Genomic DNA, 25,320 nt, shown 5'->3' on the forward strand with positions numbered 1-25,320 from the left:
CCATAGCCAACTAGAGCGTGTGCACCTCGTCCAGGCCGTAAGTGGCAAGCGACCTTAGCAAAGGTTCACGGACCGTGCTCGTGAACAATGCGATTCCGGGAGGCCGCTCGGCCGGCCAGGGTTGCTCGCGGGTCAGATAAGCGATTCGCCGTGCGATCCCGGGACCGCCATCGACATAGTCGACACCGGGGAAGGCCATGCGAAGCTCATCCTCGAGCAGTGGGAAGTGCGTGCAGGCGAGGACCACCGTGTCGATCCGATCCCCACCGGGCTGGCCAAACATCGGCTCGGCCGCGGCGCGGACCGCGTCGACGGTAACCTCTTCCCCGGCAAGTTTCGCCTCGGCCAGCTCAACGAGCTCGGGCGAGCCGTGGCGGAAAATGGTACAGTCGGGCGCAAATTTTGCGGCGAGGTCGTCGACATAGGGCTGGCGCACCGTCGCTTCGGTACCGAGCACGCCGATCACGCGGCTCTTCGACATCTCCGCCGCCGGCTTGATTGCCGGGACGGTGCCGACGATCGGCACATCAAGCGCCGAGCGCGCATGGTCGAGCGCGATGGTCGATGCGGTGTTGCAAGCGATGATCGCGAGGCGCGGGCGGAAACGCTCGACCAGCCGGCCGAGCAAGGCGGGAACGCGGCTGGCAAGCTCCGCATCGCTTTTCTTGCCGTAAGGAAAGCCCGCACTGTCGGCGACGTAGACGATCGGCGCCGTCGGAAGGAGGGCGCGCGTCGGCCCCAGCACCGACAGGCCGCCGACCCCGGAATCGAAGAAGAGGAGGGGAGCGTTCGGATCCACCCGCGCTCTGTGGCGCGGAGACTGGACAGCCGCAAGCCGCGCGCCCTACCACCCCCGCGATGGACCGTTCGATCATCCTGGCCCTGGCGCTTGGCTATTTACTCGGTTCAATCCCATTCGGGCTCGTGCTGACCCGAATGTTCGGCAAGGGCGACCTGCGTCAGATCGGCTCGGGCAATATCGGGGCGACCAACGTCCTGCGGACCGGAAGCAAGTGGCTGGCGGCGCTGACGCTGATCCTCGATTGCCTCAAGGCCACGGCCGCCGTGATCCTCGCTCAAAGGTTCGTCGGCTGGGGGATGGGGCCTATTGCTGGCGCCGGCGCCTTCATCGGCCATCTCTATCCCGTGTGGTTGAAGTTCAGGGGCGGGAAGGGCGTCGCAACCCTTCTCGGTGTGCTCATCCCAATGCTGTGGCCAGCAGCCGTCGTTTACGCCTTTGTCTGGCTAATCCTGCTTCGGACGACCCGAATCTCGTCGGTGGCAGGAATGACCGCGGCGGTTAGCGCCCCGATCACCGCTGCTGTCGTTCATTCATCTCTCTTACCCATGCTGCTCGGTTTCGCTGTGCTGATCCTCTGGAAGCATCGCGAAAATATCCTCCGCCTCTTGAAAGGAACCGAGCCACGCATAGGATCGAAGAAGACCTCGTCGACCGCCTGAGGCTTGTCCGGACCCCGGGTGTCGGGCCGGTTACCTATCGCCAGCTGGTCGCTCGCTTCGGAAGCGCCGGGAAGGCGCTCGAGGCGGTTCCCGACCTGGCCCGGCGTGGCGGGGGCAGGGCGCCGCCGATCGCCACGCGCGACGCGGCAGAGCGGGAAATTGCCCGGGTCGACAAGCTTGGCGCGCGGTTCGTTGCGGTGGGGCAAGGACTTTATCCGAGGTTGCTCGCAGAGCTCGAGGACGCCCCGCCGCTGCTGATTGCGAAGGGGCAGCTTGGCCTGCTCGACAGAACCGCTGTCGGCATGGTCGGCGCGCGCAATGCCTCGGCGGCTGCGTGCCGCTTCGCCCGGGGCCTCGCGCATGAGCTCGGACAACGCGAACTGGTCGTGGTGTCGGGGTTGGCCCGCGGAATCGACAGCGCCGCGCACGACGGCGCGATTGAGAGCGGCACGATTGGCGTCGTCGCCGGTGGCATCGACATCTTCTATCCGCCGGAAAATGAAGCGCGACAGACCGCAATGTTCGAGCGCGGGCTGGTGATCGCCGAAATGCCGCCTGGCACCGAGCCGAGGGCAAGGCACTTCCCCTATCGCAACCGCATCATCGCCGGGCTTGGCGCGGGGACGGTGGTGGTCGAAGCGGCGCCGAGATCGGGGTCGCTGATCACCGCACGACTGGCAGCGGAGGCGGGGCGCGAGGTGATGGCGGTGCCGGGATCGCCGCTCGATCCGCGCGCGCAGGGCTGCAACCAGCTGATCCGCGACGGCGCGACCCTGGTGCAGAACGCCGACGACGTGGTCGAGGCGATCCGGCTGCCAGCGAGCAGCGTGTGCGCGGCTGTTACGCCTTATGAGCCAGCAGAGGAGCTGAACGGCGACGACGCGCTTGGAGTGGTGGGGGAGCTTCTCGGCCCGTCGCCGGTCCCGGTCGACGAAATCATCCGTCTGTCGGGCGCGCCGAGCGGGGCGGTGCAAATGGCGTTGCTGGAACTGGACTTAGCGGGAAGATTAGATCGCCACGCCGGGAATAGAGTAAGTTTGAGGGGGCAATGATGGAAGCGAGATTCGAAGTTGGTTCGTTGCTCAGCGAGACCGTTTCGCTACTTGCGAGAAATTCATGGAGAGCGCTTGTTGCAAGCCTGGTTCTCGCGACCGTTGGCGTACTGCTCGACCTAAGAACTGATCAGCGTTCGGGAAGCCTGCTGTTCTCATTCGTGAGCATCGGTTTTCAGTGGTGGATTACCGCCTCGCTGCTTGCGAAATTTGGCAAGCGTGACTCCGACGCGCGTGGCTCGGGAACCATCATCGGCGTCAACGTTCTGAGCGGACTGGGCATTTTGCTCGGGCTTTTGCTGCTCGTGATTCCGGGCATCATCCTGTGGGTTCGTTGGTCGATGGCCAGTCCTATTGTCCTTGCGGAACGCAATGGGGCCGCGGCGGCACTTCGGAAGAGTTGGGATCGTACCGCGGGCCACTTCTGGCCCATCCTTGGCCTTCTCCTGGTCGTCTATGTTCCTCTGTTCGGGCTCTCTGTGACACTGGGAGCTGTACTCGCGTCAGCGATGCCGATCGCAATGAGTATCGTAGTCAACACGGGTGTGAGCTTCGCGCTCGTCGTGGGTTGGCATGCCGCCATCGCCTTGTTCCTCGTATCCAATCCGCCAATGCAGTCGCTAGGAGAGGTGTTTGCATAAGGGGGCTGAGCGACGCCCGCTTGACGCGGTGATTCTGCCGTCCCCACCTTACGCGTATGCGTGAGGGGTTATTTTGAAGCTCGTAGTCGTCGAATCGCCGGCCAAGGCGAAAACCATCGAAAAGTATCTGGGGAGCGGGCACCGCGTGCTCGCGTCCTTCGGTCACGTGCGCGACCTGCCGCCGAAGGACGGCTCCGTCGATCCGGAGCATGGGTTCGACATGCAGTGGCAGGTCTCGCCCGACCGGTCGAAGCAGATGAAGGCGATCGCCGACGAGGCGAAGAACGCCGATACCTTGATCCTCGCCACCGACCCTGACCGCGAGGGCGAGGCGATCAGCTGGCATGTGCAGGAGGTGCTCCGAGGCAAGAAGGCGCTCCCGGCGAACGTCCAGCGCGTGACGTTCAATGCGATCACCAGCTCGGCGGTGACCGAGGCGATGAAGCGCCCACGCGGGCTCGACGAGGATCTGATCGACGCCTACCGGGCGCGCCGGGCGCTCGACTATCTGGTCGGCTTCACCCTGTCGCCGATCCTGTGGCGCAAGCTTCCGGGCGCGAAGTCGGCGGGACGGGTGCAGTCGGTGGCGCTGCGGCTGATCGTCGACCGCGAGCGCGAGATCGAGGTTTTCAAGCCGCAGGAATATTGGCAGGTCAGCGCGAGCTTCGAGGCCGACGGGCAGCGCTTCGTGGGCCGGCTCGCACAGTTCGACGGCAAGAAGATCGACCGGCTGACGATCGGCAACAAGAGCGAGGCGGATGCCGCGAAGGCAGCGGTCGAGGCGGGGCATTTCACCGTCTCGTCGGTCGAGACCAAGCCCTTTGCCAAGAACCCGCCGCCGCCGTTCACGACGTCGACCTTGCAGCAGGAAGCGGCGCGCAAGCTCGGCTTTTCGGCGAGCCACACGATGCGGGTCGCGCAAAGCCTCTACGAGGATGGGCTCATCACCTACATGCGGACCGATGGCGTCGACATGGCGCCGGAGGCCATCAGCGCGGCGCGTAAGGCGATCGCGAACCGCTATGACGCCGGCTACGTGCCCGACCGCCCGCGGCAATATCAGAGCAAGATCAAGAACGCGCAGGAAGCGCACGAAGCGATCCGGCCGACCGACTTCGAGCGGCGCCAGGCCGCGTCAGGCGATCATGCCCGCCTTTACGAACTGGTCTTCAACCGGGCGCTGGCGAGCCAGATGGCCTCGGCCAGGCTCGAGCGGACGACGGTCGAGCTGACCGACGGCGCGGGGCGGGTCACGCTGCGGGCGAGCGGGCAGGTGGTGCTCTTCCCGGGATTCATGGCGCTCTACGACGAAGGCCGCGACGACGTGGCGGACGAGGAAACGGCGCGGATGCCCGCGCTTCGCGAAGGCGATGCGCCGGCGAAGACCGGGGTGGATGCGACCCAATCCTTCACCCAGCCGCCGCCGCGCTATTCGGAAGCGAGCCTGGTCAAACGGCTCGAGGAACTGGGGATCGGGCGGCCGTCGACCTATGCGTCGATCTTGCAGACCTTGAAGGACCGCGAATATGTCCGCATCGACAAGGGCCGCTTCATTCCCGAGGAGAGCGGGCGGCTGGTGACTGCGTTCCTCGAGCGCTTCTTCGAGAAATACGTCAGCTACGACTATACCGCGGAGCTGGAGGAAGAGCTCGACGACGTGTCGGGCGGGCGGCTTGACTGGCAGAAACTGCTCGATGCCTTTTGGCGCGACTTCAAGCCCAAGGCGGGCGAGGTCATGGACCAGAAGCCGAGCGAGATCACCCAGGCGCTCGACGAATTCCTCAGCCCTTGGCTCTATCCGCCGCGCGCCGACGGCAGCGACCCGCGCATCTGCCCGCAGTGCGGCAACGGTCGGTTGAGCCTGCGTGGCGGCAAGTTCGGCGCGTTCGTGGCCTGCTCCAACTATCCCGACTGCAAATATACGCAGAAGTTCGGGCAGGGCGGCGACCAGGCGCAGAGCGACGGCCCTCAGGACCTCGGCGATGGGATTTCGCTCAAGAGCGGGCGGTTCGGGCCGTATGTCGAGCGCGGCGAGGGCGCCGACGCCAAGCGCGCCTCAATTCCCAAGGACATTCCGCTTTCGGATGTGGACCAGGGGGTAGCCGAGCGGCTGCTGTCGCTGCCCCGCGAAATCGGCGCGCATCCCGAGACCGGCAAGCCGATCACGGCGTCGATCGGTCGTTACGGGCCATACCTCGCGCACGACGGCAAATATGCGAAGCTGAGCTCGACCGCCGAAGTGTTTGAAACGGGCATGAACGCCGCGGTTTCGAAGCTCGCGGATGCGGCGTCGGGGGCAGGCCGCAAGAGCGGCGCCTCCCGGGAGCCGATCGCGGTGCTCGGCAAGCACCCGAACGGCAAGGACGTAAAGGTAATGGAGGGCCGTTATGGGCCTTACGTCAGCGACGGGGTGACGCACGCAACCTTGCCCAAAGGCGCAGACCCCAAGGCCGTGACACTGGACGAAGCCGTGCGCTTGATCGATGAGCGCGCCGCCAAGGGTCCGGCCAAGAAGGGTGGCCGGAAGCCCGCCCGGAAGAAGAGCAAATGATCGAAATTCAACTACAACGGTTGCCGCATGGCAATAGTTTACCTGCGCCAAGTTATGCCACCGACGGCGCGGCCGGCCTCGACGTGGTCGCTGCCGAGGATCTGACCTTGGCCCCTGGCCAGCGGTATGCCGTTGCGACCGGTTTCGCGATCGCCATCCCGCCGGGATATGAAGTGCAGGTCCGCCCGCGGTCCGGTCTCGCGCTTAAGCACGGCATCACCTGCCTCAACACGCCCGGCACGATCGATGAGGACTATCGCGGCGAGGTGAAGGTCATTCTCGCCAACCTTGGCACTGAGCCGTTCGAGGTCCGCCGCGGCGAGCGGATTGCGCAATTGGTGCCGGCCCCTGTGACCAAGGCGCATTTCACCGAGGTGGCGGAGCTAAGCGGTACCAGCAGGGGAGCCGGGGGCTTCGGTTCGACAGGCCAATGACTGGCGGGCAGTGACCCTCCGCGACGACGAGCTTGAGCGTTACGCGCGGCACATCGTGTTGCCGCAGGTTGGCGGTGTGGGCCAACGCAAGCTCAAGGAAACGAAGGTCGCGGTCATTGGCGCGGGCGGCATTGGCAGCGCAGTCATTCCGGCGCTCGCAGGAGCCGGCGTCGGCCAGCTGACGATCATCGACGACGACGTCGTGGAGCTTGCCAACCTGCACCGCCAGCCACTGTTTCGCGAGCGGGATGCCGGCTATTCTAAGGCAGACCTCGCACTCCAGTTCATTCAGCGACTCAACCGCTTCGTCGATGCGAAACCGATCCAGGAGCGGATCGATTCCGCTAACGCGGCCCACCTGTTGTCCGGGCACGGCCTGGTGATCGACGGCAGCGATAATTTCGCCACGCGGCTGGCGGTAAGCGACGCCTGCGTGGCGCTTGGCATTCCGCTCATTTCCGCCGCCGCGGTCCAGTTCCAGGGGCAGGTCGGGCTGTTTCGCTCAAAGCCCTGCTATCGCTGCTTCGTCGGGGACGCCTTCGATGCCGAAGATTGCGACAATTGCGCCGAGCTCGGCGTGCTTGGCGCGCTGACCGCAACCGTCGGAAGTTTCGCCGCCATGCTCGCGATCAACACGGCCGTCGGCGTTGGCGAAGACCAGGCCGGCAAGGTTCATTTATTCGACGGCGAGAAGCTCAGCTGGCGGGCTATCGCCATTCCCGCGGCGCCCCGTTGCAGGGCTTGCGCCTAGTTCATTCGAACCCGAAGGCGAACTCTCCGCGATACCAGCCGTCGTGGGTGCTTTTCCCCGTCGGTCGATAGTCGCCCGCCTCGATCATTGCGAGCAGTGCCCCGCCAATGATTCCTTCGGCTTCGGGGCAATTGAGCTTCGGGATGACAATTCGCCGCACTGATCCGCTGGGATCGAATTGCGCCGCGAACGACATGTCGAAGTGAAGGCCGTCGCGGTCATAGCCAGACAGGCTGCACTGGCCGTTTTTGGCGATCTGATACAGGCGCGCCATCACCTTCGTGTCGAGGTGCTCGTAGCCGTTCTGGTTGAGCAACTGGAGCCTGCTCCAGTCGCCCGTTGCACTTTCAACCGCAACTGGCGGATTCGAAGCCCCGAGCAAGGCCAGACAGAAGGTCAAAGCAAGAAAGCGTTTCATCCCGCCCTCCGTTCTTCGCCCCTGATTTTATTCCTTCCGCCGGGTGGAGTCGACCAGGCCGCCTAGCGCAGCGCCCCGTCGATCCGTGCGACAAGCTTTCGCGCGACTTCTTCTTTCGACCCTTCCGGCCAGTCTTCAACGCCATCGGCGGTGACGAGGTGCACCCGGTTGCGATGCCCACCCATGACGTCGCCCGAGACGTCGTTGGCGACGATCCAGTCGGCGTCCTTCCCTTCGCGCTTAGCAATCGCCCGCTCGACGACCCGCTCGGTTTCGGCAGCAAATCCGACCAGCAATTGGGGGCGCTGAGAGCTTGCGCCGAGTTCCGCCAATATGTCGCGCGTCGCTGTGAACCTCAGCTTTGGCGGGCCGTCGCTCTTCTTGAGCTTCGTGGTTGATTGCTCAACCCGCCAGTCCGCGACCGCGGCAACGAGGATGGCAGCGTCAGCGGGCAAAGCAGCGAAAACCGCTTGAGCCATTTCTTCCGCTGCTTCGACGTCGATCCGCGTGACTCCTGGCGGAGTCTCGAGTGTGACTGGTCCGGCGATCAGGGTGACGCGCGCTCCGGCTTCGGCTGCAGCCGCGGCGACTGCAAAGCCCTGCCGCCCCGATGAGCGATTGGCGATGACTCGCACCGGATCAATGGGCTCGTGCGTCGGGCCGGCGGTGACCAGAATGTGCTTGTTCGCTAGGCTCACTTCAGCAGGTCGGCGAGCTGGTCCATGATGTCCTGCGGCTCGGGAAGGCGCCCCGGCCCGAACTCGCCGCACGCCATCTCTCCCTCGGCGGGCTCGATCACGCGGACGCCGTCGTCCACCAGCTGCTGGATGTTGCGCGCAGTTGCCGGGTGCAGCCACATGCGGACGTTCATCGCCGGAGCGACGACCACCGGCTTGTCAGTCGCAAGCAGCAGTGTGGTCGCAAGGTCGTCGGCGATACCCGCCGCCATCTTCGCGAGGAGATCGGCGGTCGCCGGGCAGACAAGCACGAAATCGGCCGCGCGGCTCAACTGGATGTGACCGATCTCGACCTCGTCCTTCAATTCCCACAGCGAGCTATGGACCTGGCTTTCGGCTAAAGTGCCAAGGCTCATGGCGGTGACGAAGTGCTCGCCGCCCTTGGTCAGGACCGGCGTGACCTGGTGCCCCGCTTTTTTGAGGAGCCGCACAAGCTCGAGCGACTTGTAGGCCGCGATGCCGCCGCCGACGATGAGGAGAACGCGTGCCATGGCCGCGATTTACCGCGCCGCGGGCATTTCCGCTATCTCGTCCTCGATGATCGTCGGCGGGACGATGCCAGAGGCCCAGATCGAGGCGAAGATGGCGCGATTGTCATACGGTCGCTTTTCAAGCTCGGCGCGATGCGATGCGAGCGCGAGCAGATGGTCGAGATCCATCTTACCGACGATGTAGCTCGGCCCATAACCGGGCTGGCGAAGGTAGAGCAGCTGCTCGAACCCTACCAGCTTGCTCGTGGCGTCGGACCAGCCCCGCGGAGTCCAGCCCGCATGAAACTTGCCGGCTTCGTCGAGGCCGATCTCGTTGGCTTGCACCCGGAGCGAGGCGAGGCCGCGGGCGGCGCGATTGGCAAGCATGATCCACACCAGCTCTCGGCCATGTGGAATGTCGTCATACAGCCCAGCCTGCACCACGATCTCTTCCATCGCGGTGGCAAAACCTTCGGACCGGTCCGCGTAGATGTTGAATAGGGGCGGGGTGTCGCGGATGGGGCTTGGGTGCGGTTCATGGCGAAGTCGCGCGAGCTCGATCCAGTGAAACTGGTGGCTCGACAGCGGTAGCGGATCGAGCGCGGTCACGTGGGTGAAGAAGTTGCGTTCTGCGGGCGGAGTATAATCGCCGGTCTGCCCGGCAAGCGCCGCGCGGTAATAGGGCTGGTCGGTGATAATGCCCGTGTCGGCCAGCAGGCGGTAAAGCTTTTCGGTGTGCTGGTCGGCCATGCGGCGATAAGCCGCCGGATCGCTGATCTCCGCAATCGGCGGAGCGGCGCGGTTGCGCACTTCCTCCAGCCGCAGCGACGCAAGCGACCGATCGAGCTCACGCTGCAGGAGCACCTGCTGCTGGTCAAAGTCATAGGGGCTCAACAGGACGTGCTTCAGGTACCAATTGTAATTGGCCTTGCCGACCCCCGAAGGTCCCTTGCGCTTTGGTGCCTGCTCGCGAACCCAAGCGGCGAATTGCTCGGTCGCAACGCGCGCGTTGGCGACCGCGGTCCGGAGGGCCGGTGAGGCGCCTTGCAATGATGCCGGACGCTTTCCACCGAGGTCGTTCATGACGAGCGTGCCCGCCTCGAGCTTAGCCAACACCTCCGCCTGCTCGTTGAAGGCGCGGTCGCCATAGGCCCACAGATCGTGCGCCTGGCTGCCGGCGAGATTGACCTTGGCGTCGGCCAGCATCGCCGGCACGGCGCCGATCATCTCAGTCAGTTTTGCATCATCGGCGGGCGATAGCGGGTAAGTGAAATTGTGGAGGTCGATATTGGGTTCGGCGGACGGTCCTTCGTGCGCCGGCACGTCGCTCATCTCGGCGAAGATCGTCTGGTAGTAGCCCGGATCGCGCGCCCAGGGCTTCAGCACACGCAAGAAGAAGTCGAGCCCGTTCATCTCGGCTTCGACGAGGCGATAGTCGCCTCGGTCAGACGCGCTCCAACCCGTGGTGTTGATCGCGGCCAAGCGACGCTTGAATGCGGGCAAGCGACGAGCCTTTGTCGCCATCGCGGCTGCTGAATAATCGGGCGTCCCGCGGACGATCCGCGGGTGGTTGAAAGCGCGCCAGTCGGCGAACAGGCTGACAAGCTGGCTGTGTTCCGTCGCGGCTGGCGCGGTGGCAGCAGCAGGGCTGGCGACGGCCACGATCAGGGGCGCGGCAAGCGCCAGCGCGATCGAAAATCTCAGCATATGTCCCCCCTTAGAAAATCAGCATTAATGCAGCAGCGGCCGCGGCTCCTAGCAAGCCGGCGAAGGCATAGCCCCACCAGTTCTTTTGTTCGATGACCGCGATTTCCGGAAGCGGCGGAGGTGGTGGTGCGGCGCCGCGCGGCGGATAATATTCGTCGAGCCGATTGATCAGGTCCGGCACCTTTTTCAGGGCGCGGACAAACTCGATGATCCGGTCGGCGTAATAAACTTCGGGGCCGAGTTCGGACCGAATCCATTCGCTGATGAATGGCTCGGCCGTCTCCCACATGTTGATGTCCGGATCGAGCGTCGAGGCGACTCCTTCGTTCATCACCATTGTCTTCTGGAGAAGCAGCAGATGCGGCTGCACCTGCATGTCGAAATCGCGCGTGATCGAGAACAGGCTGTCGAGCATTCGCCCGATGCTGATTTCCTTGACCGGAAGGCCGCGGATCGGCTCACCGGCGGCGCGAAGCGCTGTCGCGAACTCCTGCACATTATGGTGCGCCGGGACATATTGGGCGTCGAAATGGATCTGGGCGACGCGCTCGTAATTGCCGGTGATCAGGCCGTAGAGGATTTCAGCAAGCCACACCCGCGCGCGGCGGTCAATCCGGCCCATGATACCGAAGTCGATCGCGGCAATCCGGCCGTCCTTCAGCGCGAACAGGTTTCCGTGGTGAAGGTCGGCGTGAAAGAAGCCGTCGACGACCGCCTGGCGGAGAAACGCCTTGACCAGCGTGGCCGCGAGCGCGGGGCAGTCTTGGCCATCCGCCGCCAGCGCCTCGCGATCGTTGAGCTTGATTCCGTCAAGCCATTCTAGCGTGAGGACCTTTCGCGCGGTGCGGCGCCAGTCGATCTCGGGGACGTAATAGCCTGGTTCGGCGATCATGTTCTCGCGAAGCTCGGACGCCGACGCTCCCTCGCGCTGGAGGTCGAGCTCCCGCGCTGTCCATTGCCGGAACTGAGCGACGACTAGACGCGGACGCAGTCGCTCGGCTTCGCCGCCGTAGCGCTCGACATGAGCCGCAGCCCATTCATAGGTTTCGAGCGCCTCGGCGAATTCTTCCTCGATGCCGGGGCGAAGAACTTTCACCGCGACCTCGCGGCCCTCGGTGGTCACCGCCCGGTGGACCTGCGCGATCGAGGCGGCGCCGACCGGAACTTCATCGAACTCGGAATAAAGGCTTTCGAGGGGCGCGCCGAAGCTTTGCTCGATGGTCTTCTTGATCAGTGCGAAGGGGGCGGGCGGAAGGTTGTCCTGAAGTTGCGACAGGTTCGCTGCGGCCCTTGCGCCGACCAGGTCAGGCCTGGTTGACAGCGCCTGGCCGAGCTTGATCGCGGCAGGGCCGATGGCGACCAGCGCGGCGGCATATTCGGGCGTCTTCGGCTCGCGCGCGCCGAAGCGAGCGATGCGCGCCAGCCGACGCACTGGAGGCGGGGTATTCGGGTCGGCCTCGATGCCGCGAAGCGCGCCGTGCCTCGCCAGGGTCCGGCCCCATTTTAGCAAACGCCACAGGTGGGTGACCGAAGTGGTCAAATCTTCCAGCCCGAGTGGATGGTCACCAGCCCGCCGAGCATGGGCTCAGCACTGGCGCGAACGAAGCCGGCCTGGGCGACCATGGCCTTGAAGGCATCGGGCCGCGGGAATCGGCGGATGCTCTCCACCAGGTAGCGATAGCTCGCCTCGTCGTTGGCGACGGCCTTGCCGATCTTCGGGATCACGTTCGACGCGAAGGCTTCGTAGATGGTCGAGAAGCCCGGCCAGTCGCTCGACGAAAACTCCATGCAATAGAAACGCCCGCCGCGCTTCAAGACGCGATAGGCTTCGCGCAGCGCCGCTGGAATGTCGGTCACGTTCCGGATGCCGAACACGATCGTGTAGGCGTCGAAGCTGCCGTCGGCGAAGCTCAGCGTCTCCGCATTCTCGACCTGCCAGCTGAGACCCGTCAGCTTCCGCTGCTCGGACCGCCGCTGGCCAACCTGAAGCATGTCCGGATTGATATCCGACACGGTCACCAGCGCGCCGCGCTTCGCCATGCGGAAGGCGACATCGCCGGTACCGCCAGCCATGTCGAGAATATGCTCGCCCGGCCGCGGCTTCACCCGAGCGACGAAGCGATCCTTCCACAGCCGGTGCATCCCGCCTGACATGAGGTCGTTCATCATGTCGTAGCGCCGCGCGACGGAGCTGAAGACCGCGCCGACGCGCCGCGTCTTCTCTTCGGGGCTGACGAGCTCGTCGCCGAAATTGACCTTATCGCTCATAGGGTGGCTGCCTCTAGCGGGCTTGTCGCGGCTCCGCCATATCGCGGGCCATGCCGGAGCTTCCCGAAGTCGAGACAACGGTGCGCGGGCTAGAGCGAGTCCTGCTCGGCCACCGCATCAGCCAGGTCGAGGCCCGCCGCCCCGACCTTCGCCGAGCATTGCCGCAAGATCTGGGGCAGCGGCTCACCGGCGCGCGCGTTACCGGGCTGAGGCGCCGCGCGAAATATGGACTTATCGACACCGACCGGGGCGACACGCTAGTCTTCCACCTCGGCATGTCCGGCCACTGGCGCGTCGACCCGACCGAGACGCTCAAGCACGACCATTTCATCATCACCACGGACGGGGGGAGGCGGGTCGCGCTCAATGACGCGCGGCGCTTCGGCTCGCTCGACCTGGTGCCGACCGCAGAGCTTGGCGACTGGCCGGCGATCAAAGCGCTGGGGCCCGAACCGTTCGACCTTACCGCAAAGGAGCTTCATCGGCGGCTCGCGGGCCGGAGCGCGGCGATCAAGCTGCTGCTGCTCGACCAAAGGATCGTCGCCGGCCTTGGCAATATATATGTGTGCGAGGCGCTGTATCGGGCGGGCATCCACCCGACGCGCGCGGGCGGCTCGATCTCTCTGGAGCGGCTGAAGCGCCTGGTGCCGGCGATCCACGACGTCCTTGCCGAAGCGATCGCTGCCGGTGGCTCGACCCTGCGCGATTTCGCCAGCCCCGACGGCGAGCTCGGTTATTTCTCCAAGAGCTTCTCAGTCTACGATCGCGAAGGCAAAGCATGCTCGTGCGGGGGCACCGTCCGGCGGATCGTGCAAGGAGGGCGGTCGACCTTCTATTGCCCTCGCTGTCAGCGTTGACCTGAAGAGCACATCCCGCTAGGGGAGCCGCCACGCCGGTGCGAGCCTTGGGCCGCGCCGTTTTCATTAGACCCGACCTTTTTAGACCCACGAGGAATTCATGGCGAACACGCCGCAGGCCAAAAAGCGCATCCGTCGCAACGCGACGCGCGAGACGATCAACCACTCGCGAATCAGCCGCATCCGGACCTTCATTAAGGCCGTCGAGTCGGCACTCGATTCGGGCAAGAAGGCCGAAGCCGCCGAAGCGCTGAAGAAGGTCCAGCCGGAAATGGCTCGTGGCGTCGCTCGCGGCGTTATCCACAAGAACACGGCCTCGCGGAAGTTTTCGCGGCTGACCAAGCGGGTCGCCTCGCTGGGCTAAAAAGTCCCGTTTAAAAACGCTTTTGGCGGGTCGTCGGGCAACCGGCGGCCCGTCTCGTTTTTGGACCGTCAAAAAAATGCAGCAATTCCCGCGATTCGCGTGGCCGTTAACATTAAGCTAACCATAAAAATGGCTGTTTTCGGCCAATTTCGCGAACTATCGGCCTGTTTCCTATGTCAAGCCACTTTATTTCACTTTCGTGAAAAATCGCGCTTGAAAGCTGCCCGCGACAATCTCAGAAAGGTCTTTCCGGGTGCGAATCCGCGCCGGGGGCAAGAGAGAAAAGAACCCTTGGGTGCGCGACTCGGATCGCGCGCGACGGGATCCTTTTGTCTTTCTGTTGGGGGTCAAAAGAGGGAGGCGCGAGCCAGTGCAAGGCGGAGGGGCAAATTCGTCTGTCGAGTTAGCGACGGCGCCGCACGCCGCGCCGCTCGACGCAGCCTGGGAATCGATTCGGTCGGGTCTCCGCCGCGACCTTGGTGCCCGCACTTTCGACGGCTGGCTGAAGCCGGCCGAGATCGGCGCGTTCGATCCTGACAATGGGTCGCTCGACATTGTCATGCCGAGCCAGTTCATGGCCGATTGGGTCCGCTCCCATTTCGGCGAGCGACTGGTCCTGGCGTGGAAGACGGTCCTTCCCGTGGTTCGGGATGTCCGGATCATTGCGGCCGCCGATGCACCGCGTCCAGCGCCGCTGCTGATCCTCGAGGAAGCGCCGCTTCCTTCAGAGCGCGATCCCAACGCGCCCAATTTCGACCCGCGCTATCGCTTCGAGACATTCGTCGTCGGCAAGGCCAATGAAGTGGCCGCAACGGCCGCGCGGACGCTAGCGACCTCACAGGTCGTGGGCTTCAACCCGCTATTCATTCATGGCGGCACCGGGCGAGGCAAGACGCACCTTCTGCATGCCCTCGGCCACACTTTCCTGCAGCATCACCGCGGCGCGCGCGTCGTGTCGATGTCGGCCGAGAAGTTCATGGTCGAGTTCATTCGCGCGCTCAAAGAGAACGACACGATCGGTTTCAAGCAGCGGCTGCGCAGCGCCGACCTGCTGCTGATCGACGACGTCCAGTTCATCGCCGGCAAGGATTCGACCCAGGAAGAATTCTTCCACACGATGAACGAAATCATCACTGCCGGGCGGCGGTTGGTGATCACGTCCGACCGGGCGCCGCAGGATTTGGACGGGATCGCACCGCGCATCCTGTCGCGCCTGTCGTGGGGCCTCGTCGCCGACATCAACGCGGCGGATTACGAGCTTCGCTTCAATATCATCGTTGCCAAGCTTGAAGTGCTGCCCGGTGTCGAAATGTCGCGCCCGGTGATTGACTTCCTCGCTCGCCGCGTGACCTCGTCGGTGCGCGAGCTGGAAGGCGCGCTCAACCGCATCGGCGCTTATGCCATGATGACCGGCCGGACCATCGACGTTGCATTCGTCGAGGAAGTGCTGGCCAACGTTCTTCGCGCCAACCAGCGCCGCATTTCGATCGACGAAATCCAGACTCAGGTCGCCGAGCATTACCGTATCCGCAAGGCCGAGATGACCTCTGCGCGCCGGGCGCGCGAGGTTGCTCGACCGCGCCAGGTTGCGATGTACCTGTCGAAGCAGCTGACGCCGAAGTCGCTGCCGGACATCGGCCGGAGGTTTGGCGGGCGCGATCACACGACGGTAATCCACGCCGTTCGCCAGATCGAGAAATTGCGCGCCAGCGATGCGGAGCTCGACGCCGACATCCGGCTGCTTACGCGGCAGCTCGAAGGGTAACCCATAGGGGGAGGGGTTTTCGGCTGTCTCCGCGGCCGAGAAGAAGGGCCCGCCGGATTGCTCCGGCGGGCCCTCTCTTTTGCCCCCGACGAAAGCTGGGCGATCTTACGAGGCGGCAGGCCGCGTCGGGATCGTGATCTTTACCGTTTCGCCGCTGCGACCCGGGAAGCCGGTGAACATGGCATCCACGAGGCTCGGAATGACGACGTCGAGGCGGTTGGTCTGCGACCGCGCCTGGGCGCGACCGTCGAAAAGCGGAGCATTGGTGCCCGCCTGACGGATATGGAGGTCGATCTGGCTGTGATATTCGACATAGCTGTCGACGCCGCCGCCGTACCAGAAGGGATCATCCCAACCCATGGAATAGCCCCAGCCGCGGCCGAAGCGCGGGCTATAGAAGGGACTGTAGAACGGGTCGTAGAAACCACCGTAGCCGTAGCGGCTGCGATAGAAGGGGTCCTGGACGATCCGGGTCTGGCCAGAGTCCACGCCGTAGCCGAGCTGCACCAGCATGGTCGCCTTCGACGGGCTTTCCGCCGGCGCATAGCCACGAGCCTGAAGCTGCTGGGCAACGATCCCGGCATAGCGCTGGAATTCGAGGCCGCCATTGGCTGCCATGCCTTCGCCCGCGACGACGAAGAATGTCTGTCCCTGCGGCGCAGGCATCGCCTGGTAGCGCGAAACGACCGTGTTGAGGGACTCGGCGCATGCCGAAAGTCCGAGAGCTGAAATGCCGAGCGCGAGCGCTGCAGCGACTTGTCTGATACGCATGTTACACCCCTTCGAATCGGGAAAATCGCCTATATCCCGATGGTTATAGCATGTCGCGGGGTGAACCGTCGATGAAGCGTTTGACTAGCGCGTTAAACCGACGGCCCGGTACGCGGCTGCAAGCGTAGGTGCGGCGAGCTCGCTCGCCCGTTCAGCGCCGGCCGCGAGGATCCGGTCGAGCTCCGCCGGATCGGCGCGGAATTGTTCGAGGCGCGTGCGAAGCGGCGCCAGTAATGCGATCAAGGCATCCGCCAGGGCTGGCTTGAACGATCCGAATCCCTGACCGGCGAACTGGGCAAGAACTTGCTCCACGCTCTGGTCGGTGACCGCACCGTATATGCCGACCAAATTCTTCGCTTCGGGCCGGGAATCCAGTCCGGCAGGGTCGGCCGGCAGCGGTTCGGGATCGGTCTTAGCCTTGCGGACCTTCTGCGCGATTTCATCGTCGCTGTCGGTCAGGTTGATCCGGCTCATGTCCGACGGGTCCGTCTTGGACATTTTCGAGCTTCCGTCCCGAAGGCTCATCACCCGCGCCGCCGTGCCGCCGCCGATGAACGGTTCGGGCGGCACGAACAGATCGACGTCATAGTCGGTGTTGAACTTCAGCGCGATGTCGCGGGTCAGCTCAACGTGTTGCTTCTGGTCCTCGCCGACGGGCACGTGCGTCGCGTTGTAGAGCAGGATGTCGGCCGCCTGGAGCACCGGGTAGCTGAACAGGCCGACCGACGCGCCTTCGCGGTTCTTGCCTGCCTTGTCCTTCCACTGAGTCATCCGGTTGAGCCAGCCCATGCGGGCGGTGCAGCCGAGGATCCAGGCGAGTTCAGGATGTGCGGGGACGGCACTGTGCGCGAAGACCGTGGACTTGGCGGGATCGATACCGCTGGCGATCAGCGCCGCTGCCATCTCGCGCACGTTTGAGCGAAGCTCGTCCGGATCGACGTCGACCGTCAGCGCGTGCAAGTCGGCGAGGAAGAACAAGCATTCAGCCTCGTCCTGCATCCGTACCCAGCGCAGGATCGCGCCCAGCAGATTGCCCAAATGGAGCCCGCCGGTCGGCTGAATTCCGGAAACGACGCGCATCGCCTGTTTGTCAGCCGGCATCGGTGTAGGACCTCTTCCGCTTGAGCAGGTTCTTCAGCTCTTCCTTGTCCGTCCCGCCGAGGATCCAGACCAGCGGAAAATAGACGAGCATCCCGCCGCCCACGATCGCCACGACGCCCGCCAGGCGATGAGTAAGCGAGCCCACGAACCAACCCGAAAGCGCGGTGCGGATCGCGAACAATGCGACAGCCATCGCCAAGCCGGCGAGCAACTGCCGAAGGAGGCGTGAGGCAAGCCACTTCTCGATCCGGAAATGGCCGCGGCGATGAAGCAGCACGTAGAGGATCGTGCAGTTGAGCCACGAGCTGATCGCCACGGCAGCGGCAAGGCCACCGATGCCAAACGGCGGGATCAGGGCGAAGTTGAGTATGATGTTCGCGAGGAGCACGACCAGCGCGACCTTGACCGGGGTCGCGGTATCACGGCGGGCGTAGAAGCCCGGGGTCAGCACCTTCACGAGTACGTAAGCAGGGAGGCCAAGCGCGATCAGCGACAAGGTCAGCGCCGTATAATGGGCGTCATTGGCGTTGAACCGGCCCGCCTCGAAAATCGCGGAAACGAGGGGGAGGGCGCTGACCGCCAATGCCAGCGCCGCCGGCAGGCAGAGGAGCATCGCAAGCTCGGCCGCCTGGCCCTGAACCCGCGCGGCCTTGTCGGCCTCGCCGATGTCGACGTGGCGGCTGACCTGCGGGAGGATGGCAGTGCCAATCGCGGCGCCGATCACGCCCAGCGGGAGCTGGTTGAGGCGGTCGGCATAGTTGAACCAGCTGACCGCGCCGGTGCCGATACGCGTGAGGAAGAAGGTGTCGATGAACACGCTCACCTGGTAGACGCCCGCGCCGAGGGTCGCGGGGATGACGACGCGGACGAATTGGCGGACGCCGGGCGTGAGCTGGGGCTTGCGCACCTTGAGGACAATTCCAGCGCGCTTGCACGCGCCGATCAGCAGCGCGAGCTGGAGCACGCCGCCGATCGTCACTGCGGCCGCCACTGCGGTGGCGGTAATGACACCGCCTTGCCGGAAGATCAGCAAGGCCGCCAACATCGCGAGGTTGAGCAGGGCCGGCGCGAACGCCGCCGCAGTGAAGCGCGCAATGCTGTTGAGGATGCCGGAGAAGAGCGAAACCAGGCTGATCAGCAGCAAGTAGGGAAAGGTGATTCGCGTCAGGAACGTGCCGAACGCCAGCTGATCACCATGCCAACCGGTGATTGCCCAGATGAACAGGGGCATGATGATTTCGAACGCGAGGGTGAACAGGATCAGGGTCGGCAGGAATACCGCCAGCACCTCTTCAGAGAATTTGCGCGCCTCGCCGTCGCCGCCCGACTGAAGACGCTGGCTGTAGAGCGGCACGAAGCCCGCCGAGAATGCGCCCTCGCCGAACAGGCGGCGGAAGGTGTTGGGAAGCCGGAAGGCGACGTAGAAAGCATCGGTGTAGACGCCCGCACCAAGGATGCGGGACATCAGCATCTCGCGCGCGAAACCGGCGATGCGGCTGACCATCGTCAGCCCGCCGATCGTCCCGGTCGACTTGATGAGGTTCATTGAGTTCGCCAGCCGCTCGCGGCGTCAGGCGTCGGACGGCGCCGGTTCGCCGCCGCCATTATCGCCGCCTTCTGCGGGGGCAGCCTGGCTCTGCGCCTCGGCCTGGGCAAGATAGGCGGACGCGAAGTCGATCGGGTCGAGCAGCAGCGGCGGGAAGCCGAGGTTGGTCACTGCTTCGGCGACGATCTGCCGCGCGAACGGGAAGAGCAGGCGCGGAGCCTCGATCAGCAAGAAGGGCGGAAGCGCTTCGTCAGGCACGTTGCGGAGCCCGAACAGGCAAGCGTAGCTGAGGTCGACGACGAAATGGACGCCGTTCTCCGAGCGCGCCGCGACTTCGATCTTCAGCGTGACTTCGTGGACGTCGTCCGCGGCCTTTTCGACGTTGATGTTGAACTGGACATCGAGGTTCGGCTGGACCTGCCACTGAAAAACCTGAGGCGCGCTCGGATTCTCGACCGAGAGATCCTTCACATATTGAGCGAGAACCGAGACCTGGGCCTCATTCTCGACATTGCCCGAGCCATTGCCGTTCGCGGCCGGTTCCTGATCCGCCATTTATGCTGTCCTTGCAATCTGTTGAGCTGTCTGGGGGCCGCTCGCGAGGAGCGGCGCGTTGCGGCGTGGCGACTAGCAGGCGCAATATTGGGGCGCAATGGCGCCTTCGTGCGTTGCGAGTGTTGGAATATTTACCGCCGTAGCACTATGTTGGGCGCGAACTGGTTAGGACTCAAAGTTGGCCGTTATCGTAATTCTCGCGCTCGTTGCCTTGTTCATCGGACTGCGCCTCTACAGCGTGCTCGGTGAGCGTACCGGCCATGAGCAGCAACCCATTTTGAAGCCCGCCGATCCGGACGCACGGGTCGAACCGCGGATGAGCCAGCCGTCGGCGCCGCAGCCGATCTCCGCTGACAGCGGCGACATGGCCTTCCTGCCGACCGCGGGCCCCGGTGTTCGCGCGCTTCTTGCCGCTGACTCCACGTTCGACGTTGCCCGCTTCCTCGAAGGCGCGAAGGCCGCATATCGGATGATCCTCGAATCCTTCTGGAAGGGTGAGCTGGACGCGGTGCGCGGCCATGTCGACGACCATGTGTTCGAGACCTTCTCGTCGGCCGTCGAGCAGCGGAAGAAGGACGGGCTGACGCTCGACAACCGGCTGGTCGCGATCGACCAGGCGGTGATCTCCGAGGCTTCCGTCGATCGTGCGGTCGCTATCGTCACGGTGCGCTTCGAAGCGGATATCGCCGCCGTGACCCGCAATGCCGAAGGCCAGGTCGTCGCCGGATCGCTCAGCGATGCAGTCCAGACGCGTGATCTGTGGAGCTTCCGCCGCGACATCAGCTCGCGCGACCCGAACTGGGTTCTGATCGAAACCGACGAGGAAGAGTGAGGCGGCTCGGCCGGGCGGCACTCGCCGTCACCTTCGCGCTTCTCGCCGCCTGCGCCAGCCAGCCGGCTCCCCAACCTGAAATTCCCGCGCCAGCGCCGGCTCCCATCCCTGCGCCGGTGCCGATCCCCGTGCCACGGCCGCCTTCACCGGTCGGGCGCAATGCGGTCGAGACCGGCCTCAAGCTCGAGGCCCCGCGCGTGCTCAAGGCCGACGAGGCGCAGCGCGCGCTCGGGGCATTCCGCACGAGCTGCGGCGCGCTGATGCGGCGTGCCGACGCGTCCGGTCTCACCCGGGCAGGCGACTGGAACGGCCTGTGCACCCAGGCGAGCTCGCTCTCTCCCGATTATGCGCCGGGCTTCTTCTATTATGGCTTCGACTGGGTGAAGGTCGGCGACGGGCGCGCCTTCGCGACCGGCTATTACGAACCGGAGATCGAAGGGTCGAGGGTGCAGCTACCGGGCTACGTGCCCATCTATCGCGTGCCGCCAGACCTCATCCGCTGCACCCAACCCAATGGATCTGCAGGGCGCCGGATCGACCAGAACGGCGCCTGCACGCTGTACTACACCCGCGCGGAAATCGAGGACGGCGCGCTCGCCGGAAGAGGGCTCGAGATCGCTTGGGCCAAGGACAATATCGACCTGTTCTTCGCCGAGATTCAGGGCTCCGCGATGGTCAGGTTCTCCGACGGATCGACGATCCAGATCGGCTATGCCGGGCAGAATGGACGCGAATATACCGCGATCGGCCGCCTCTTGCGCGATCGCGGGATCCTGCCGCCGGGCGGCGCAAGCATGCAGTCGATCAAGGACTGGATCCGCGCCAATCCTGACCAGGGCCGCGAGCTGATGCGTGAGAACATGTCCTATGTGTTCTTCAAGGAGCTTGGCGGATCGGGACCGATCGGCGCGCTCGGCGTTCCGGTCACGCCGCGAGGCACCGTTGCCGCAGACCCCAAATATGTGCCGCTCGGGGCGCCAATCTACCTCCATAAGGCGGACCGGCACGAACTCGACGGCCTTTGGGTCGCGCAGGACGTCGGCGGCGCGATCAAGGGCCCCAACCGGTTCGATACCTTCTGGGGCGCCGGACCCGAAGCGACGGCGACCGCGGGCGGCATGTCGGCTTCCGGCGAAGCGCTGATCCTGGTTCCCAAGGGCGTCGCCGCGCGTGCGCTCGCTCAGCCCTGACGAGGAACGGTTGTGGGGCCGGGTAACGGCCTCGATCCGTCCGTTATCCCGCGCTAAGAACGAAGCACAAGAGACTGAACCGCAACGGAAACCTGTGGCCGTGCGGCCGACACCAAAGCCAATCGAACGACCGCTCGCCGCGCCGCCGGCGAAGATTGCCAACACGCTCGATTCAAGCTGGGACCGGCGCTTGCGCTCGGGCGACGTCCAGCCTGATCGCGTACTCGACCTCCACGGCCTCACCCTCGACAATGCGTGGCAGGCGATCGATCGCGGGCTGGAGCAGGCGATTGCGCGCGGCGATCGCGTGGTGTTGCTGATTACCGGTCATCATCGCCCGGGCGATCCGCCGGTAAAGCGGGGCAAGATCCGTGCGGCGGTTCACGACTGGCTTGCGGCATCGCGCCACGCGGGCTCGATCGCGGCCGTTCGCGGGGCCCACCGGCGCCACGGCGGCGGGGGCAGTCTTTACCTTATTCTGAGGCGGCGATGACGCTTTCTTAACCTCCATTCTTTAACGCGGGTACGTCTGGCGGAACGACCGCCGCGCGAGGCGCACCAAGGGATGAAAGCAGGCACGGCCCAGAAGATCAGCAACGCGATCCTGTCGTGTGCCGCTGGCTTTGCGTCCTTTCTCTTCTCGCTAACCGCGCTCCTCTACCTGACGGAGTTCGACGAGAAGATCCTGGCCGCGCTGATCGCCGGCGCCTTCTGCCTGCTTGTCAGTTACATCGCGTCGGAAAGGCCCAACAGCGAGAGCGCGCGGGCCCTGTCGGCGTTGAGCGATCGCTTGATGGCGGTCGAGGACGGCGATCTGGTGTCGCCTGCACCCGAGGCCGTCAAACGCAACATGCCCAAGCTCGCCGCAGCGGTGGACAGCCTGTTCTCCGAGGTCCGCGCCTCGATCGAGAATGCCCATGCGCTCGGCATGTACGATCCCGTCACATCGCTTCCAAACCGTCTCCATTTCCGGTCCGAAGCCGACAAGCTGCTTAGCGAAGCGCTCGAAGGCAGCATGTCGGCGATGTTGTTCGTTGACCTCGACCGCTTCAAAATGGTCAACGACAGCCTCGGCCACGCTCGCGGCGACCAGTTGCTGATCATGGTCGCCAACCGCCTTCGGGTGGTCGTCAACGCCGAGTTCACCGGCAGCGCCCGGGTTCGCCCGCTGCTCGCCCGCCTGGCCGGCGACGAATTCACCATGTTCTTCCCGGAGATCGAATCCGTCGCCGAGATCGAGCGGATCGCTCGCCGCGTCGTGCTGGCCATTTCCGAGCCGTTCGAGCTCAGCTCGCACAGCATCGATATCGGCGCGTCGATCGGCGTCGCTTTGACCCCCGACCATGGGACCAGCATCGAATCTTTGATGCGCGCCGCGGACATCGCCATGTATCGCGCCAAGTCGAGCGGGGGCGGCCAGCATTGCTTGTTCAGCGCCGACCTTGCCGCCGAGCACCAGCAGAAGATCGATACCGAGAAGGCGCTGACCGAAGCCGTCCAGCGCGGTGATTTCGTGCTCGCCTACCAGCCGCAGATGAGCCTGGTCACCGGCCAGGTGGTCGGCGCCGAGGCGCTACTGCGCTGGAGCCATCCGCGCGACGGTATGCGCCTGCCCGGAACCTTCATCCCCATCGCGGAGCGGACCGGCGTTATCGCCGAGATCGGCGACTGGGTCCTGACCGAGGTCGCCAACGTGCTCGGCACCTGGCACCGCAATGGCTTCGACAGCCGCCTGTCCTTCAACATCAGCCCGCGCCAGGTCGATCGGGTCGATTTCTTCCCGCGCCTTCGCCAGGCCTTCACCGACGCAGGCGTGCCGCTGTCGCTGATCGAGCTCGAGTTCACCGAGAGCGCGGCGATGGAAGTCAGCGAGGCCGTGCTCGACGAGATTGCCGCGCTTCGCGCCGACGGGGCCCGCATCGCGATCGACGATTTCGGCACCGGCTATTCGAATATCGCCCGGTTGCGCGCCATGCCGCTCGACCGCGTGAAGCTCGACCCCTCGCTCATCTCGGACATCGAGGAATGCGAGACCGCGCGCGTCGTCGTCCAGGCGGTGATCCAGCTGATCAAGGGTGTTGGCTGCGAGGTCGTTGCCGAGGCGGTCGAGACCGTCGGCCAGGCCGACATCCTGCGCGCCATGGGCTGCGACATCGTCCAGGGCTTCGTGTTCGCCCAGCCGATGTTCGAGGAAGAGTTCCTGGCGTGGATTGGTAATGCCGACCGCGGCGCCAAGTCGGTGGCTTAGCTCACGTCAGCTTTCGACCCATTTGCGGACATTAGCGTCGGCCCTGATGGCGGCTCAGTGTGGGCGTCCAAAATCCCACCAGGTCAACGTCTCCAAATCGTGCTCGCTCGTCCACACGCCGTTGCCCGCATATCGGATCGCCCCGCTTCCGCTGGCGTTTGCAACACGGGCGGTGATCGCGAGCGTGCGAGGGTCGATGATGGCGTATGTTTGATCATCGGTGGTGCGAAGCCAGACCCGGCCACCGCCTGTGTCAATGTCGCCCCACTTGAGGCTGTTCCCAACTTTGACGCGGCCGGTCACCTTACCCGTCCCAGGATCGATTCGGGCCACCGTCCCATCGATCTGCTCCTGAACCCAAACGGCGCCTTCGCCGGTGGCCAAAAAGCCGGGTCCTCGGCCAAGTGAGATGCGTCGGACGACCGTGTTGGTCTTGGGATTTATTTGCTGCAGCGACTGCTTTGAGCTGCTGACGGCCCATAAGGAATCCATGCCGAAAGCAAGGTAATGCGTACCAGGATCGACCGATACTGAAGCAATCACCCGATGGCTTGATGGATTTATTCGCGCAATCCTCCCGGACGTGTCGCTCGGCACCCAAATGGACCCGCCGCCGGCAACAACGTTGGTCTCGCCATCCGGGCTGGCAAGCCCGGTATGTACAACCGCTACTGTTTCCGCAGTTCTTACATCGATCTTGTAGACAGCTTTTTCTTTGCAATCGGCGACCCAGACAAATTTAGAGTGCACCACCATCGCTCCGCACGGTTCGGCCAGTTGGACGGACGCCAGCCGGCCTTTCGTTGACCAATGCTCGAGCCGGCTTTGGTTTGTGGCCCACACAGTAGCGCCATCCACGGCCAAGAAGTCCAAGTGACCCGGTGCCTTGAGCACGAGCGGCTCCGTTGGAAGGTGCCGCAGCGCCAAAGGCGCGCAGCTTGCTGCCGCCACGGCAGCTAAAGCGATCACCAATCTCATAATAAGTCCCCGTTCGCTGCCCTTGGTAGCATAGGCGACCCGCTGGCCCGAATGTCCGCTTTCCGTGCAAAGCTGCCGTCTGCTTTCGACCATTTCTGCCATTACCCGGAAGTCCGGCCAATCGCCCGGGAGGGATCTATCGCGGTGAACCTTCAGCCATCGGGGCTGTCGAGAACGAGAGATGCAACGTCCGTGATTTCCTCGCCAGTTTCGACATTCTTCAACGTGACCACATCGAAGCCAGCGGCCCTGAGCTCGCAAACCTTGGTGTATGCTTCAAGCCCGCTCAACGGATGATCTATCCCCATTGACGCCGTAGATTCGGGAACGTGGACTGTATACTGGGCCATCTCGCCCTCCAGGCTTTGCGCTAAGCACACATCAGGCTTCCGACAGATACGAGGGCCTAGCGCGGCGCTTCGACTTGTTCTGCTTCGATCTTTCGAGCCTCCTCGGCCAACTCTTCGGCGATCTCCTCCAGCATCGTCCGGTCATCTTGATTGTGAGCGGCCTTGGCTAGGTTCCGACAATCGATCGCGCGGTCGCGGAAGCGTTTGGCGTCATCGGGCATGCGGCTCTAACGGATAGGCAATGAGCCCGTTGCTTTTGTTGCGCGGCCGGAG

At 64.4% G+C, this 25,320-nt stretch carries 25 protein-coding genes and 1 pseudogene; 13 read left to right on the forward strand and 13 right to left on the reverse strand.

The window, feature by feature from the left end:
• Positions 1-10: 10 nt before the first annotated feature.
• Positions 11-799 carry a glutamate racemase gene (murI, locus tag AC4K8G_RS01270; RefSeq protein WP_491732378.1) on the reverse strand — a complete coding sequence of 263 codons (789 nt, stop codon included), beginning with the start codon at positions 797-799 and terminating at the stop codon, positions 11-13.
• Between the two features lie 59 nt (positions 800-858).
• Between murI and plsY the strand changes: the two genes are divergently transcribed.
• The 6 genes from plsY (at position 859) to AC4K8G_RS01300 (ending at position 6,890) form a co-directional block, all read left to right on the forward strand.
• On the forward strand, positions 859-1,461 hold the full coding sequence (gene plsY, locus AC4K8G_RS01275) for a glycerol-3-phosphate 1-O-acyltransferase PlsY (protein WP_491732379.1): 603 nt from the start codon (positions 859-861) through the stop codon (positions 1,459-1,461).
• Positions 1,434-2,513 carry a DNA-processing protein DprA gene (dprA, locus tag AC4K8G_RS01280; protein WP_491734382.1) on the forward strand — a complete coding sequence of 360 codons (1,080 nt, stop codon included), beginning with the start codon at positions 1,434-1,436 and terminating at the stop codon, positions 2,511-2,513. The genes plsY and dprA overlap by 28 nt, the downstream gene beginning before the upstream one ends.
• Positions 2,513-3,154 carry a hypothetical protein gene (locus AC4K8G_RS01285; RefSeq protein ID WP_491732380.1) on the forward strand — a complete coding sequence of 214 codons (642 nt, stop codon included), beginning with the start codon at positions 2,513-2,515 and terminating at the stop codon, positions 3,152-3,154. Before dprA ends, AC4K8G_RS01285 begins: the two co-directional genes overlap by 1 nt.
• Positions 3,155-3,227: 73 nt before the next feature.
• Positions 3,228-5,705, forward strand: coding sequence for a type I DNA topoisomerase (gene topA, locus AC4K8G_RS01290; RefSeq protein WP_491732381.1), 2,478 nt, complete (start codon positions 3,228-3,230; stop codon positions 5,703-5,705).
• On the forward strand, positions 5,702-6,139 hold the full coding sequence (gene dut / locus AC4K8G_RS01295) for a dUTP diphosphatase (protein ID WP_491732382.1): 438 nt from the start codon (positions 5,702-5,704) through the stop codon (positions 6,137-6,139). The genes topA and dut overlap by 4 nt, the downstream gene beginning before the upstream one ends.
• A 10-nt stretch (positions 6,140-6,149) precedes the next feature.
• Positions 6,150-6,890 (forward strand): HesA/MoeB/ThiF family protein, encoded by a 741-nt coding sequence (locus AC4K8G_RS01300; protein WP_491732383.1) that lies wholly within the window; start codon positions 6,150-6,152, stop codon positions 6,888-6,890.
• Between the two features lies 1 nt (position 6,891).
• Here the strand turns inward: AC4K8G_RS01300 and AC4K8G_RS01305 are convergent, their stop codons facing one another.
• From AC4K8G_RS01305 to AC4K8G_RS01325, 5 genes and pseudogenes are all read right to left on the reverse strand, one after another.
• Positions 6,892-7,308 carry a hypothetical protein gene (locus tag AC4K8G_RS01305; RefSeq protein WP_491732384.1) on the reverse strand — a complete coding sequence of 139 codons (417 nt, stop codon included), beginning with the start codon at positions 7,306-7,308 and terminating at the stop codon, positions 6,892-6,894.
• Positions 7,309-7,370: 62 nt separating this feature from the next.
• Positions 7,371-8,536: pseudogene (gene coaBC, locus AC4K8G_RS01310) on the reverse strand (bifunctional phosphopantothenoylcysteine decarboxylase/phosphopantothenate--cysteine ligase CoaBC).
• Positions 8,537-8,545: 9 nt separating this feature from the next.
• A complete protein-coding gene (locus AC4K8G_RS01315; protein ID WP_491732385.1) occupies positions 8,546-10,222 on the reverse strand; it encodes a DUF885 family protein in 1,677 nt (558 codons plus the stop codon).
• 10 nt (positions 10,223-10,232) lie between these two features.
• On the reverse strand, positions 10,233-11,762 hold the full coding sequence (gene ubiB, locus AC4K8G_RS01320) for a 2-polyprenylphenol 6-hydroxylase (protein ID WP_491732386.1): 1,530 nt from the start codon (positions 11,760-11,762) through the stop codon (positions 10,233-10,235).
• The gene (locus tag AC4K8G_RS01325) at positions 11,759-12,490 is read right to left on the reverse strand and encodes a class I SAM-dependent methyltransferase (RefSeq protein WP_491732387.1); all 732 of its coding nucleotides are present in this window, start codon (positions 12,488-12,490) and stop codon (positions 11,759-11,761) included. Before AC4K8G_RS01325 ends, ubiB begins: the two co-directional genes overlap by 4 nt.
• Positions 12,491-12,540: 50 nt before the next feature.
• Between AC4K8G_RS01325 and mutM the strand changes: the two genes are divergently transcribed.
• The 3 genes from mutM (at position 12,541) to dnaA (ending at position 15,476) form a co-directional block, all read left to right on the forward strand.
• Positions 12,541-13,347, forward strand: a complete 807-nt coding sequence (mutM, locus tag AC4K8G_RS01330) for a bifunctional DNA-formamidopyrimidine glycosylase/DNA-(apurinic or apyrimidinic site) lyase (protein WP_491732388.1) — start codon at positions 12,541-12,543, stop codon at positions 13,345-13,347.
• Positions 13,348-13,447: 100 nt separating this feature from the next.
• A complete protein-coding gene (rpsT, locus tag AC4K8G_RS01335; protein ID WP_491732389.1) occupies positions 13,448-13,711 on the forward strand; it encodes a 30S ribosomal protein S20 in 264 nt (87 codons plus the stop codon).
• A gap of 370 nt (positions 13,712-14,081) precedes the next feature.
• Positions 14,082-15,476 (forward strand): chromosomal replication initiator protein DnaA, encoded by a 1,395-nt coding sequence (dnaA, locus tag AC4K8G_RS01340; protein ID WP_491732390.1) that lies wholly within the window; start codon positions 14,082-14,084, stop codon positions 15,474-15,476.
• 105 nt (positions 15,477-15,581) lie between these two features.
• On the opposite strand, the gene AC4K8G_RS01345 is transcribed toward dnaA, so the two are convergent.
• The 4 genes from AC4K8G_RS01345 to secB all read right to left on the reverse strand — a co-directional run bounded on the left by AC4K8G_RS01345 (position 15,582) and on the right by secB (position 19,449).
• On the reverse strand, positions 15,582-16,247 hold the full coding sequence (locus tag AC4K8G_RS01345) for a DUF4136 domain-containing protein (protein WP_491732391.1): 666 nt from the start codon (positions 16,245-16,247) through the stop codon (positions 15,582-15,584).
• An 84-nt stretch (positions 16,248-16,331) separates the two neighbouring features.
• On the reverse strand, positions 16,332-17,327 hold the full coding sequence (gene trpS / locus AC4K8G_RS01350) for a tryptophan--tRNA ligase (RefSeq protein WP_491734383.1): 996 nt from the start codon (positions 17,325-17,327) through the stop codon (positions 16,332-16,334).
• Between the two features lie 10 nt (positions 17,328-17,337).
• Complete coding sequence (murJ, locus tag AC4K8G_RS01355) at positions 17,338-18,894, reverse strand: murein biosynthesis integral membrane protein MurJ (protein WP_491732392.1); 1,557 nt, start codon at positions 18,892-18,894, stop codon at positions 17,338-17,340.
• Positions 18,895-18,918: 24 nt separating this feature from the next.
• Positions 18,919-19,449: a protein-export chaperone SecB gene (gene secB / locus AC4K8G_RS01360; RefSeq protein ID WP_491732393.1), complete on the reverse strand. Its 531-nt coding sequence runs from the start codon at positions 19,447-19,449 to the stop codon at positions 18,919-18,921.
• A 178-nt stretch (positions 19,450-19,627) separates the two neighbouring features.
• Between secB and AC4K8G_RS01365 the strand changes: the two genes are divergently transcribed.
• The 4 genes from AC4K8G_RS01365 to AC4K8G_RS01380 all read left to right on the forward strand — a co-directional run bounded on the left by AC4K8G_RS01365 (position 19,628) and on the right by AC4K8G_RS01380 (position 23,719).
• Positions 19,628-20,281, forward strand: coding sequence for a Tim44/TimA family putative adaptor protein (locus AC4K8G_RS01365; protein WP_491732394.1), 654 nt, complete (start codon positions 19,628-19,630; stop codon positions 20,279-20,281).
• Positions 20,278-21,471, forward strand: coding sequence for a murein transglycosylase A (gene mltA, locus AC4K8G_RS01370; RefSeq protein WP_491732395.1), 1,194 nt, complete (start codon positions 20,278-20,280; stop codon positions 21,469-21,471). The genes AC4K8G_RS01365 and mltA overlap by 4 nt, the downstream gene beginning before the upstream one ends.
• A gap of 100 nt (positions 21,472-21,571) precedes the next feature.
• Positions 21,572-21,964 (forward strand): Smr/MutS family protein, encoded by a 393-nt coding sequence (locus tag AC4K8G_RS01375; protein ID WP_491732396.1) that lies wholly within the window; start codon positions 21,572-21,574, stop codon positions 21,962-21,964.
• 72 nt (positions 21,965-22,036) lie between these two features.
• The gene (locus AC4K8G_RS01380; protein ID WP_491732397.1) at positions 22,037-23,719 is read left to right on the forward strand and encodes a putative bifunctional diguanylate cyclase/phosphodiesterase; all 1,683 of its coding nucleotides are present in this window, start codon (positions 22,037-22,039) and stop codon (positions 23,717-23,719) included.
• Between the two features lie 54 nt (positions 23,720-23,773).
• On the opposite strand, the gene AC4K8G_RS01385 is transcribed toward AC4K8G_RS01380, so the two are convergent.
• Genes AC4K8G_RS01385 through AC4K8G_RS01395 form a run of 3 tightly spaced genes read right to left on the reverse strand, consistent with a single transcriptional unit; the run spans position 23,774 to position 25,268 of the window.
• The gene (locus tag AC4K8G_RS01385; RefSeq protein ID WP_491732398.1) at positions 23,774-24,799 is read right to left on the reverse strand and encodes a Vgb family protein; all 1,026 of its coding nucleotides are present in this window, start codon (positions 24,797-24,799) and stop codon (positions 23,774-23,776) included.
• A gap of 50 nt (positions 24,800-24,849) precedes the next feature.
• Positions 24,850-25,047 carry a hypothetical protein gene (locus tag AC4K8G_RS01390; protein ID WP_491732399.1) on the reverse strand — a complete coding sequence of 66 codons (198 nt, stop codon included), beginning with the start codon at positions 25,045-25,047 and terminating at the stop codon, positions 24,850-24,852.
• A 56-nt stretch (positions 25,048-25,103) separates the two neighbouring features.
• Positions 25,104-25,268 carry a hypothetical protein gene (locus AC4K8G_RS01395; protein ID WP_491732400.1) on the reverse strand — a complete coding sequence of 55 codons (165 nt, stop codon included), beginning with the start codon at positions 25,266-25,268 and terminating at the stop codon, positions 25,104-25,106.
• Positions 25,269-25,320 lie beyond the last annotated feature (52 nt).

This window comes from Sphingomonas sp. SP3 (assembly GCF_058514305.1).

Bases quoted from the DNA above. Each gene is read 5' to 3' on its own strand.
- plsY (WP_491732379.1), top strand. From the start codon at position 859: ATGGACCGTTCGATCATCCTGGCCCTGGCGCTTGGCTATTTACTCGGT.
- AC4K8G_RS01285 (WP_491732380.1), top strand. From the start codon at position 2,513: ATGGAAGCGAGATTCGAAGTTGGTTCGTTGCTCAGCGAGACCGTTTCG.
- dut (WP_491732382.1), top strand. From the start codon at position 5,702: ATGATCGAAATTCAACTACAACGGTTGCCGCATGGCAATAGTTTACCT.
- AC4K8G_RS01305 (WP_491732384.1), bottom strand. From the start codon at position 7,308: ATGAAACGCTTTCTTGCTTTGACCTTCTGTCTGGCCTTGCTCGGGGCT.
- AC4K8G_RS01315 (WP_491732385.1), bottom strand. From the start codon at position 10,222: ATGCTGAGATTTTCGATCGCGCTGGCGCTTGCCGCGCCCCTGATCGTG.
- AC4K8G_RS01325 (WP_491732387.1), bottom strand. From the start codon at position 12,490: ATGAGCGATAAGGTCAATTTCGGCGACGAGCTCGTCAGCCCCGAAGAG.
- mutM (WP_491732388.1), top strand. From the start codon at position 12,541: ATGCCGGAGCTTCCCGAAGTCGAGACAACGGTGCGCGGGCTAGAGCGA.
- rpsT (WP_491732389.1), top strand. From the start codon at position 13,448: ATGGCGAACACGCCGCAGGCCAAAAAGCGCATCCGTCGCAACGCGACG.
- AC4K8G_RS01345 (WP_491732391.1), bottom strand. From the start codon at position 16,247: ATGCGTATCAGACAAGTCGCTGCAGCGCTCGCGCTCGGCATTTCAGCT.
- trpS (WP_491734383.1), bottom strand. From the start codon at position 17,327: ATGCGCGTCGTTTCCGGAATTCAGCCGACCGGCGGGCTCCATTTGGGC.
- murJ (WP_491732392.1), bottom strand. From the start codon at position 18,894: ATGAACCTCATCAAGTCGACCGGGACGATCGGCGGGCTGACGATGGTC.
- secB (WP_491732393.1), bottom strand. From the start codon at position 19,449: ATGGCGGATCAGGAACCGGCCGCGAACGGCAATGGCTCGGGCAATGTC.
- AC4K8G_RS01380 (WP_491732397.1), top strand. From the start codon at position 22,037: ATGAAAGCAGGCACGGCCCAGAAGATCAGCAACGCGATCCTGTCGTGT.
- AC4K8G_RS01385 (WP_491732398.1), bottom strand. From the start codon at position 24,799: ATGGCAGAAATGGTCGAAAGCAGACGGCAGCTTTGCACGGAAAGCGGA.
- AC4K8G_RS01390 (WP_491732399.1), bottom strand. From the start codon at position 25,047: ATGGCCCAGTATACAGTCCACGTTCCCGAATCTACGGCGTCAATGGGG.
- AC4K8G_RS01395 (WP_491732400.1), bottom strand. From the start codon at position 25,268: ATGCCCGATGACGCCAAACGCTTCCGCGACCGCGCGATCGATTGTCGG.